Below are 10,682 nucleotides of genomic sequence, written 5' to 3'. Positions count from 1 at the left end.
CTTCGCAGCCCAACGCGGGGCAAGCCCGCTCGCCACAACAAGCCCGCTCGCCACAACCACAGGGGGGCAAGCGGGACTTACCATTCAAGTCCCCTCAGGGACTGTAGTAACCCACCGCCACCATGAAATGCCCGGTCTTGCGCACATACGCATGCTTGTGTTCGACCTTATTGGTCACCGGATTCTTCCAGCGGTATTTGTATTCACCCTGGCCCTGCTCCGCCATCATCTTCAGGATCGGCTCGCCCACCGGCTTGCCATCCGGGTCCTTGATCTTGCTGAAGTCGGTGTTGATCAGTCGCAGGTTGGTGCCATGGGCGACATAACGCTGGGTGTTCAGGTCCACGACGAACACGTAGAGATCATCTTGCAGGAAGCCACCCTGCAACGAGTTGATCGCCTTGAGCGTGCCGGCTTCATCCTTGACCAGCGCCGTCACTGCCTTGTCCCGCAGGGCCCGGGCCTGTTCCGGCGTGGCCCGCGGCAGGTAGTAACCCACCGCCACGATGCGTTCGCCCACGCGTTGGTAAAACACATGCTTGTGCTCGACCTTGCCGTCGTTCCAGTTCTGCCAACGGTAGTCGGCCTGCTGGATACCCTGGCCTTCCGGCACCTTGAGCGCGTCCTTGAACGACTGGCGCAAATCCGGCCCCAGCACCTCGGACACATCGCGACCGATCAAGGCCGAGGAGGGCCCGCCGCTGGCCAGCAATACGCCTTGGGTGTCGACCACGAACACGTAGCGGTCATGGTCGACAAACTCACCCTGGCGGCTGAAGGCTGCGAAGGCCTTGTCGCCATTACTCTGGTAGTAAGCCAAGGCTTTTTCCAGCAGGGCCTTGGCGGCATGCGCGTCTTCATCCTGAGTGGTGGTGGCGTGCACCTGGCTCATACCCAACAGCAGCAGCCAGGTGATGCGCAGCAGTCCCTTCATGACCCATCCCTCATTCTTATTGATGTGACCACAGCTTAGACGGCTGTGGCTCAGGGCGCCGCCAGCCATTGATTGACGATGCCATCGTAGACCCCGGTGGCCACGCTCAGGTGCAACCACTGGTCGACGTAACTCTTCCACGCCACATCATCGCGGGGCAGCAGGAAGGCTTTCTCGCTGTACTGCATCTGCCGCTCGGGGTTGACCGCGCACAGTCCGGGCTTGAGCTTCTGCTGGTAACGCGCTTCGCTGGCGTCGGTGATCATCACGTCAGCCTTGCCCGCGAGCAGTTCGTCGAAGATCGTCACGTTGTCATGCAGGCGTATCTGCGCCTGGCCCAGGTGGGCGCGGGCGAACACTTCGTTGGTGCCGCCTGCCGGTTCGATCACCCTGACCTGGGGTTGGTTGATCTGCTCGACGGTCTGGTAGCGCTGCACGTCCGCGCAGCGCACCAGCGGAATCTTGCCGTCTACGCCGAGCGCCTGGCTGAAGAAGGCCTTTTTCTGGCGTTCCAGCGACACCGAAATGCCACCCACGGCGATGTCGCAACGTTGGGCGAGGAAGTCCGGCATCAAGGTTTTCCAGGTGGTAGGCACCCACTTGATCTGCGCATTGAGGCTCTTGGCCAGGGATTCGGCCATGGCGATATCAATGCCTTCATACCCACCATCGGCACGCAATGAGGTGTAGGGCTTGTAGTCGCCGGTGGTGCAGACGGTCAGCGTGCCGCGCTGGAGCACGTCGTCGAGGCGCGAGGAGGGGGTGTCGGCCAGGGCGCTGGTCGTCACGCTTGCCAGTACACACAGGGCTAGAGAAGCTTTCATGCGATCTTGTCCTCGGGGGCGTTTTTTTGTAGGCGCGAGCTGGCTCGCGAAGAACTCAAGGGCGCTGAGTTTAGCCTGGCTACTGGCGTGATCGTTAACGACCTTCGCGGGCAAGCTCGCTCTTCCAGGGCGACGCGCAGCAGGGGGGCGAATGTTTAGCCAACGCGCAACCAAACTCCGTCAAGCCTGAATTTAACCGCCTGTGAAGGCATGTGACGCTGCCGGGCATCTCCCTCACTGTGATTCACCCATGGACGGTTCCCCCGACACTTACCTCGAGACCTTGCCTGGCGCGTGTGCGCCGAGCGGTCCCACCGATGTCGAGGCGTTACCCTCCGAACTGGCTTTCTGGGCCCTGTTCCACTGCCGACATGCGCGCCCACCAGATACCCCTCTCCTACGCTGACCCTCCCCATGGATGACGCACACGTGTGCGCATCTGCCCGGCGGCGCCTGTGCGCCTGCCTGACGCAACCGTATGAGAAACCCCATGAGTGTGTTTGCCTGCCTGCACGAAGCCCAGTCTTTCCTTGAACAGCATCCGCACATCGAGATGTTCGAGCTGTTTATCCTCGACAACAATGGTGTGCCGCGCGGCAAGTTATTGCATCGCGACGAACTGCTGGCGGTGTATGAAAGCGGTCGCCCGTTGCCCAGCACGATCCTGGGCCTGACCATCAACGGCGATGACGTGGAAAATTCCGGCCTGGTGTGGGACGTCGGCGATATCGACTGTCGCGCCTACCCGATCAGCGGCAGTCTGCAACCCATGCCCTGGCGTCTGATTCCGACGGCAGCGGTGCAAGTCAGCATGCACCCCACCGAAGGCTTGCCCGCGACCGTGGCCGATCCCCGGCATTTGCTGGCCCGGGTGATCGCCGGGCTCAAGGCCGACGGCTACTACCCGGTGATGGCCGCAGAGCTGGAGTTCTACTTGCTCGACCAGAAACCCGACAGCCACGGCCGCCCGCAGCCTGCGCGGGATGTGGATGGCGGTCGGCCGCGCTCGACCCAGGTCTACGGCCTGCGCGAGCTGGAGCAGATCGAACCGTTTCTGGCCGACCTCTACAGCGCTTGCAAGCTGCAAGGCATTCCGGCACGCACGGCGATTTCCGAATACGCCCCGGGCCAGGTGGAGATCACCCTGGAGCATCGCTACGACGCCCTGCAAGCGATGGACGAGGCGGTGCGCTACAAACGCCTGGTCAAGGGCGTGGCGCATCAGCACGGCATGACGGCCTGCTTCATGGCCAAGCCATTCGACGACCTGGCGGGCACCGGCATGCACATGCACGTCAGCCTGGCCGACGCCGACGGCAACAACCTGTTCGCCAGCGACGCCGCCGACGGTACGCCGTTGCTGCGCCACGCCGTGGGCGGCATGCTCAGCACCTTGCTCGATTCGCTGCTGATGTTTTGCCCCAACGCCAACTCCTATCGCCGCTTCCAGACCAACAGCTATGCCCCCCTGGCCGCCACCTGGGGCGTGGATAACCGCACCGTCAGCCTGCGCGTCCCCGGCGGCCCGGCTCACTCCCGGCATATCGAACACCGCATTTGCGGCGCCGACGCCAACCCCTACCTGGCCGCTGCCGCGATCCTGGCCGGCATTCACCGTGGCCTCCGCGAACAACGCGACCCCGGCGCCCCGGTGGAAGGTAACGGCTACGCCCAGGCCCAGGAATTGCTACCCACCGACTGGCTCACCACCCTGCGCGCACTCGAAGGCTCAAGCTGGGCCCAGGAGGCGTTTGGCCGTGAGTTTCTGGGGGTGTACCTGGCGGTGAAGCGCGCCGAGTACCGGCAGTTCATGGGGGAGGTGGGAGAGCAGGATTGGCGCTGGTATCTGCATCAGGCCTGACCGGATTGACGGTAGTGGCGCCTTCGACCTTTTTTTCACGTTGCGATGGGTAAGCTGCGAATCAAGGTCGTTCACTACTGTTTCACTCATATGAGCCTGTGATGTCGTCACAACCCCTTTCTTCGATCGAGATTGAATACGCCGAACGCTGCGACCGTGAGCATGCCAGGGTCTGCGGCGACACGCGCCCGCCCGGGCTGCGTCGGCGCCTGGCATCGTGGCGCGACCAGTGGTTGGTGCGCCAGGCGCTGAAAGTCGCTGGCGAGCCCGGCTTGATCCTTGACCTGGCCTGTGGCTCGGGGCGGTTCTGGCCGGTGTTGGCCGAGCACGTCAACCGGGTGATCCTGGCCTCGGACAACTCCCAGGGCATGCTTGACCATGCCTGCACCCATCACCCGGCGTCGTTGCTCAAACGGGTCAAGACCTTCCAGGGTTCGGCGTTTTCCATCGGGTTGTCGGCAAATGCAGTGGATTGCATTTTCTGCCTGGAATTGTTTCGCCATGTACCCAACAGCGAAGCGCGCCTGGCATTGCTGAGCGAGTTTCATCGGGTCAGTCGCGACACGGTGATCGTGTCGGTGGCCTCCCGTGACCGTGTGGAGGGCGAGTTCCGCGAAGCCGGCTTTAAAGTCCTGAGCTACCAGGAGTTCCTGCCGGGCTCAAGCCTGTGGCGGGTCTACGTACTGCGCAAGAAAGGATAATTCGATTCTGTCGGACTATTCTTCACGTCCTGTCGGAGTTTTCATGGTTGCGTGTGCACTGCGGGTGCTCGCAAGTCCCCTTCGCGATATATACTGCGCGCCATTCTTCAAGGGAGAGCCGTGTGGCCATCGATATTCACTGGATCTGCGACAACGATAGCCTCGGCCAGCATTGCGCCGAATGGCAGCAGTTGCCATTCGTCGCCCTCGACACCGAATTCATGCGGGTCGATACCTTTTATCCCATTGCCGGGCTGATCCAGATTGGCGATGGCCAGCGTGCTTACCTGATCGACCCCCTGACCATCGACAATTGGCAACCCCTGGCGGCCTTGCTGGAAAACCCGGCAGTGATCAAGGTGGTCCACGCGTGCAGCGAAGACCTGGAAGTGTTGCTGCGCCTGACCGGCAGCCTGCCGGTGCCGTTGTTCGACACCCAATTGGCCGCGGCGTACCTGAACCTCGGGTTCTCCATGGGCTATTCACGCCTGGTGCAAGCCGTGCTCGACATCGACCTGCCCAAGGGCGAGACCCGCTCGGACTGGCTGCAACGCCCCTTGTCCGAGACCCAGGTGAGCTACGCCGCCGAAGACGCGGTGCACCTGGCCGAGGTCTACATCCGACTGCGCCCGCAACTGTCGGATGACAAATACGCCTGGGTCCTGGAAGACGGCGCCGAGCTGGTGGCCAACCTGCGCCGCGAAGTCGACCCGTACGAGGTGTACCGCGAGGCCAAGCTGGCGTGGAAATTGTCCCGTGCCCAACTCGCCGTATTGCGCGAGCTGTGTGCCTGGCGCGAGCAGCAAGCGCGTGCCCGCGACCTGCCACGCAATCGCATCGTTCGCGAACACTCGTTGTGGCCCCTGGCCAAATCCCAGCCGGATAACCTCGCCGCGCTGGGCAAAATCGAAGACATGCACCCGCGCACCGTGCGTCAGGACGGCCAGTTCCTGCTGGACCTGATCAAGCGTGCCGGCAGCGTGCCCATGGACCAATGGCCGCCCGCCGTGGCTGAACCGCTGCCGGTGGACGCCGCCACGCTGATCAAGCAACTGCGCGCCCTCGGCCAGGCGTTCGCCGAGCGCCTGGACATGGCGCCGGAACTGATGCTGCGCAAGAAAACCCTCGAAGCCCTGGTCAAAAGTGGCTACCCCGATGGGCCTTATAAACTGCCAGACTCGCTGCGTGGCTGGCGCCGCGAGTTGATGGGCCAGGCGCTGCTCGACAGCCTGGCCACTGCCGGAGAACAGCCTTGAAACGTATCTGCTCCATCTATCGCAGCTTGAAAAAAGACGGCATGTACCTCTACGTGCTGAAAAGCGACGCTCTGGAGCGCGTGCCGGAGCCGTTGATGGTTGCGTTCGGCAAGCCGCACCACGCCTTCGACATGGTGCTGACGCCGGAGCGCAAGCTGTCGCGCGAAGACATCATTGTCGTGCTGGAAAACCTCGACAAGCAGGGCTACCACCTGCAAATGCCGCCGGCCGAGGACGAGTACATCGAGCACTTGCCCGAAGAGCTGTTGCGACGCAACGATCCGATGTGATCGGTCAGTGCCCTGTCCAGGGCACCGTATTCAACGCAATCGTATGAGTGGGCGGTGGCCGTAGGGAAGCGGGCGGCCGTCTGCACTGTTTTTGAAAGGTTTGAACCATGCGTGTTCTGATTGCTGAACAGGATCACCCGCTCTACGCCCAGTTGCTGAGCGAAGCGGCCCCTGACCTTGAGGTGTTGACCAGCGGCGATTCGGCCGAACTGTCGCGCCTGGCCGCCGACTGCCCGGTGTGGCTGGGCCAGCCGGACCTGCTGGCGACCCTGCTGCGCCAAGGCCATCACCCGCAGTGGCTGCAGTCGACCTGGGCCGGCATTACGCCGCTGCTGGCCGACGGCTTGCCGCGCGACTATCGCCTGACCCGCGCCGTGGGCATTTTCGGCCAGGTCATGGCGGAGTTCGTCCTCACCTACATGCTTGGCCATGAACGCGAAGTGCTGGCGCGCCTGGTCAGCCAGGTCGAGCGCAAGTGGGACAACCGCATGGGCCAGAGCCTGGCGGGGCGCACGGCGCTGATCGTCGGCACCGGTGATATCGGCCAGCGCGTGGCCGAGTTCCTGGTGCCGTTTGGCGTCAAGCTGTACGGCGTCGCCAGCACCGCTCGGGAACAGGCGCCGTTTATCGAAGTGGCCGGGCCTGATCAGTTGGGCCGCCTGGTGGGGGAGGCGGATTATGTGATCAACCTGCTGCCCAACACGCCCAATACCCATGACCTCTACGACGCGGCACTGTTCAAGCAATTCAAGCCGACCGCTTTGTTTATCAACGTCGGGCGCGGTGTGGCCGTGGTCGATGCCGACCTGGTCGAGGCCTTGAAGGAAGGGCACCTGGCCGGCGCGGTCATCGACGTCTGCCGCCAGGAACCGCTGCCGCAACGCCACCCGTTCTGGACCGCCTGGGGCCTGCTGTTGACCGGGCACAGCTCGGCGCCAACCTCGCCACGGATGATGGTGGATCTGTTCGTGCAGAACGTGCGCGCGTATCAGGCCAAGCAGGCCTTGCGCGGCGAAGTGGATTTCGAGCGCGGTTACTGACCTGACGCGGGAAAGAATGTGGGAGGGGGCAAGCCCCCTCCCACAGTTTCAGAGGCTGAAGTCACCTTCCGATACCAGCTCGCTCAACGGCTTGCGCGGGCTCGGCACTTCACGGCCTTGCAGGTACTCAGGCAGGGTCGACTTGTCGCCCAGCTTGCCCACGGCTACCGCCGCATGCAGTGCGTAACCCTCAGGAATCTTCAGCTCTTTGCGGGTCAGCTCCTGATCGAAGCCGGCCATGCCGTGGGTGTACCAGCCGCTGAGGCTGGCTTGCAGCGCCAGGTGGCCCCAGGCCGAGCCGGTGTCGAAGGTGTGCCACAGCGCCGGGGTTTCTTCCGTGGCGCCGGGGGCGATGAAGTCGGTCTTCGAGGCGATGATCACCAGGGCCGACGCATGTTGTGCCCAGCCACGGTTGAATTCGTTCAGCAGGCCGAGGAAACGCTCCCAGTCCGGCGTGTCACGGCGCGCATAGAGAAAGCGCCATGGCTGCGAGTTGTAGGCCGACGGCGCCCAGCGGGCGGCTTCGAAGAAACTCAGCAAGGTTTCCTGCGGAATGCTTTCACCGGTAAAGGCGCGCGGCGACCAGCGTTCGGTGAACTGGGTGTGGATCGGGTAATCGGCAACGCGTGGGTTTGTGCTCATGAACAGTTCCTGACGACGATGATGGGGACGGTTGGACAGGCAGGCGCAGATTCAAAAAAACGGCGCACCGATGCGCTCGGCGAAGGTTTTTTCAAGGCTCCATAGGGCATCGGGGCAATGCGGTCACGCATTTATGGCTCACGACACGGGGCCTTTGCGGCCCACAAAGCTACTGCGATGAATAGTCGCTGACAAGTCTTGCAACACCGCCAGTCGTAAGCGCTTGGCCGCGGGGGCCATGGGCACTAGACTGGCGGCCTTTTCACATTCCGATACTGATGTAGAGCCATGGCCGCCAAAGTCGAACCCTTCTGGATACGCAAAACCCTTGAGCAGCTCGACCAAGAGGAGTGGGAGTCGTTGTGCGACGGCTGTGGCCTGTGCTGCCTGCAAAAGCTTGAGGACGAAGACGACAACAGCGTCTATTACACGCGCATCGCCTGCAAACTGCTGGACCTGAAAACCTGCCAGTGCACCGACTATCCCAACCGCCGCGACTCGGTGCCTGACTGCATCCAGCTCACCCCGGGCCAGGCTGACCAGTTCAAATGGTTGCCGCCCACCTGCGGCTATCGCCTGGTCAGCGAGCGCAAGGACCTGCCGCTGTGGCACCACCTGGTCTGCGGCGACCGCGACGCCGTGCACCACGAACGCATTTCCCAGTCGGGGCGCATGCTCAGCGAAGGCAGCGTGCCCGAAGATGACTGGGAGGATTACCTGATCTTCCGCGCCGGCTGAAAAAGGAGTGTGTATGACCGTGGGAACCAAGCTGGCGACAAGCCTGGTGTTGCTGACGCTGAGCATGCCGGCGTGGTGCGCGAAGAAAGTCGACCTGGATTATCACGTCAAGCTGCTGCCCCTGAGCGATCAGGCCGAAGTCCGCGTGAGCCTGTCCCAGGGTTCGGCGGTGCGCAGCCTGAACTTCGACCTGGGCCATGACGGCGACTACAGCGACTTCAAGGCCGATGGGCAATGGAAAGTCAGTGGCCACCGTGGCGTGTGGCAGCCCAGCGCCGACAAGGCCAGCCTGACCTACCGCGTACGCCTCACCCACGCACGCAAGCCGGGCCTGTATGACACACGGATGACGCCGAGCTGGGCGCTGTTTCGCGGTGAAGACCTGGTGCCCACTGCGCGGCTTGACCAGCAGGATGGCGTCGAGCTGGTGTCGCGCCTGGCGTTCGAGCTGCCGGCCGGCTGGAAGAGCGTCGAAACCGCCTGGCCGCGCATTGGCAAGAACAAGTTCCGCATTGACAACGTTTCACGCCTGTTCGACCGCCCCACTGGCTGGATGCTCGCCGGCAACCTGGGCAGCCGCCGTGTGCGCCTGGGCGAAACCGAAGTCACAGTGGCCTCGCCCAAGGGCCAGGCCATGCGCCGCATGGATGTGCTGACGCTGCTGACCTTCGTCTGGCCGCAAGTGGAAGCCGCCTTTCCACGCCATCCCGCCAAGCTCTTGGTGGTCGGCGCCAGCGACCCGATGCGCCGGGGTGTGTTCTCTTCGCGCGACTCGATCTACCTCAACAGCCGCACGCCGTTGGTCAGCGAGAATGGCAGCAGCCCGTTGATTCGCGAAGTGGTGCAGGCGATTGGCCGTTTCAACGACCATGACACCAGTGACTGGATCAGCGAAGGCCTGGGAGAGTACTACGCCATTGAACTGGTGCGCCGTGCCGGAGGCATCACCGATGAACGGTATGCGGCGATACAGGCCAGGCTGGCCAAGGAAGGCAAGGACGTCACCAGCCTGCGCGGCGAGCACGTCAGCGGAGCGATCGTGGCGCGGGCCGTGGTGATGATGCAGGAGCTGGACCGCGAGATCCGCGTGAAAACCCACAACAAGCGTTCCCTCGATGACCTGGCCCAGGCGGTGATGCGTGCGAACAGCATCACTACCGCGGAGTTTGTGCAGTTGGCCGAGAGCATCATCGGCGAATCGTCGGTGGTGCTCGACAGCAAGTTGTTACGCTGAAATCCGAGCCATGCATCAAGCAACATGTGGGAGGGGGCAAGCCCCTCCCATATTTATTTGGATCCCCACCATACCGAAGGCTTGGATCACCCAGCGGTTTTTGTAGCCTTCTCAGCCGCCACTTCGGCCTTGGTCTTGAGGTTTTTCAGCTCTGCACCGGCGCGTTCGATCTTGGTGCGTACGCTGTTCATTTCCTGGCGACCTTGTTCCAGCTTGTCCTTGAGCGTGCTGTGTCCGGTAAAACCACGGGTCAGTGCCACCCCCCCAATGGCCACCTGAATCAGCCCGAAAATCCCGCCACGACGCAGGCCTTTGCCAACCATTATCACGCCACCCGCCACCGAGCCGATGCGTTCCCAGCCATGCACGTTCTGTGTGGGGCGGGTTTCAAAAGGGGTGTGTTCGATTATGGGTCGCAGGGATTTGCTGTCGCTCATGATCTGTCTCCAACAAGGGCTAGTGATATGCAGCTGACTGTTTGCAGGCGGCGGATGTTCCCGAAAAATCAGTACTTGGGCCCCGAGCGGGTGTTATTGCCCTTGGCCAGGCGGTCGTAGAGCACCACGTTGACAGTGGCGGCGAGGTTCATGCAGCCAGTGGTCGGGATGTAGATTACGTCTTCGCACCAGTCGCGAATCTCTTTATCCAGCGAGCCGTCTTCCGGGCCGAAGATATACAGCGCGCGGTCGGGGTGGGTGTATTCGGGCAGCGGGCGGGCGCCCTCCACCAGCTCGACGGCGACGGGGATGCAACCGAGCGGCAGGATCTTCTTCAGGTCATCGATACCGATCAACGGAATGTCGTGGTGGACCTTCTTGGTGTCGGTGATGAAATCCCGGGCGCGCTCGTAACGCTTGCCGGTGTAGAACACCGAGGCCACGCCGTAGCAGCCGGCGGCACGCATCACCGAGCCGACGTTTTCGGGGGATTTTGGGTTATACAGACCGATGCAGCTGTAGCGTTTATTGCCCACGGGGAAGGGTGCCTTGGATAAAAGCGGCGATTATACGGGCAATGGAGACGACTTTGGGCCGAGCAGGCTTTCTGTGGTGAGCAGGCCTACTGTGGCGAGCAGGTTTGTTGTGGCGAGCGGGCTTGCCCCGCGTTGGGCTGCGCAGCAGCCCCAATAAAGCAAAATGCGGTGTATCAGATATTGCAGGAG

General features: G+C 62.6%; 12 protein-coding genes. 7 read left to right on the top strand and 5 right to left on the bottom strand.

The features are described from left to right. Window positions 1-94: 94 nt before the first annotated feature. Window positions 95-934, bottom strand: a complete 840-nt coding sequence (locus tag ACODSV_RS34805) for a cache domain-containing protein (RefSeq protein WP_024074040.1) — start codon at window positions 932-934, stop codon at window positions 95-97. A gap of 50 nt (window positions 935-984) precedes the next feature. Beyond that, a complete protein-coding gene (locus ACODSV_RS34800; RefSeq protein ID WP_024074041.1) occupies window positions 985-1,758 on the bottom strand; it encodes a transporter substrate-binding domain-containing protein in 774 nt (257 codons plus the stop codon). 490 nt (window positions 1,759-2,248) lie between these two features. On the opposite strand from ACODSV_RS34800, the gene ACODSV_RS34795 reads away from it, so the two are divergent. From ACODSV_RS34795 to ACODSV_RS34775, 5 genes are all read left to right on the top strand, one after another. Beyond that, window positions 2,249-3,619, top strand: coding sequence for a glutamine synthetase family protein (locus ACODSV_RS34795; protein ID WP_150054413.1), 1,371 nt, complete (start codon window positions 2,249-2,251; stop codon window positions 3,617-3,619). A gap of 101 nt (window positions 3,620-3,720) precedes the next feature. After that, entirely contained in the window at window positions 3,721-4,320 is a 600-nt protein-coding gene (locus ACODSV_RS34790) for a class I SAM-dependent methyltransferase (protein ID WP_024074043.1), read from the top strand. Between the two features lie 122 nt (window positions 4,321-4,442). After that, window positions 4,443-5,576, top strand: a complete 1,134-nt coding sequence (rnd, locus tag ACODSV_RS34785; RefSeq protein WP_150054414.1) for a ribonuclease D — start codon at window positions 4,443-4,445, stop codon at window positions 5,574-5,576. Next, entirely contained in the window at window positions 5,573-5,866 is a 294-nt protein-coding gene (locus ACODSV_RS34780) for a YcgL domain-containing protein (protein WP_024074045.1), read from the top strand. The genes rnd and ACODSV_RS34780 overlap by 4 nt, the downstream gene beginning before the upstream one ends. Window positions 5,867-5,973: 107 nt before the next feature. Next, on the top strand, window positions 5,974-6,906 hold the full coding sequence (locus ACODSV_RS34775; protein ID WP_024074046.1) for a D-2-hydroxyacid dehydrogenase: 933 nt from the start codon (window positions 5,974-5,976) through the stop codon (window positions 6,904-6,906). 48 nt (window positions 6,907-6,954) lie between these two features. Here ACODSV_RS34775 and ACODSV_RS34770 read toward each other — a convergent pair whose 3' ends face one another. Then, window positions 6,955-7,548 carry a nitroreductase family protein gene (locus tag ACODSV_RS34770; protein ID WP_024074047.1) on the bottom strand — a complete coding sequence of 198 codons (594 nt, stop codon included), beginning with the start codon at window positions 7,546-7,548 and terminating at the stop codon, window positions 6,955-6,957. A gap of 288 nt (window positions 7,549-7,836) precedes the next feature. Between ACODSV_RS34770 and ACODSV_RS34765 the strand changes: the two genes are divergently transcribed. Next, entirely contained in the window at window positions 7,837-8,286 is a 450-nt protein-coding gene (locus ACODSV_RS34765) for a YcgN family cysteine cluster protein (RefSeq protein WP_024074048.1), read from the top strand. A gap of 13 nt (window positions 8,287-8,299) precedes the next feature. Next, window positions 8,300-9,520 (top strand): hypothetical protein, encoded by a 1,221-nt coding sequence (locus tag ACODSV_RS34760; protein WP_150056546.1) that lies wholly within the window; start codon window positions 8,300-8,302, stop codon window positions 9,518-9,520. Window positions 9,521-9,606: 86 nt separating this feature from the next. Here the strand turns inward: ACODSV_RS34760 and ACODSV_RS34755 are convergent, their stop codons facing one another. Continuing rightward, on the bottom strand, window positions 9,607-9,957 hold the full coding sequence (locus ACODSV_RS34755; RefSeq protein WP_024074050.1) for a YgaP family membrane protein: 351 nt from the start codon (window positions 9,955-9,957) through the stop codon (window positions 9,607-9,609). 68 nt (window positions 9,958-10,025) lie between these two features. Next, entirely contained in the window at window positions 10,026-10,493 is a 468-nt protein-coding gene (locus tag ACODSV_RS34750; protein ID WP_003210674.1) for an RNA methyltransferase, read from the bottom strand. Window positions 10,494-10,682: the final 189 nt, after the last annotated feature.

It is taken from the genome of Pseudomonas sp. FG86 (assembly GCF_057808775.1).
Note: the sequence above shows the minus strand (reverse complement) of the source record. Positions and strands in the feature narration are given on the sequence as shown.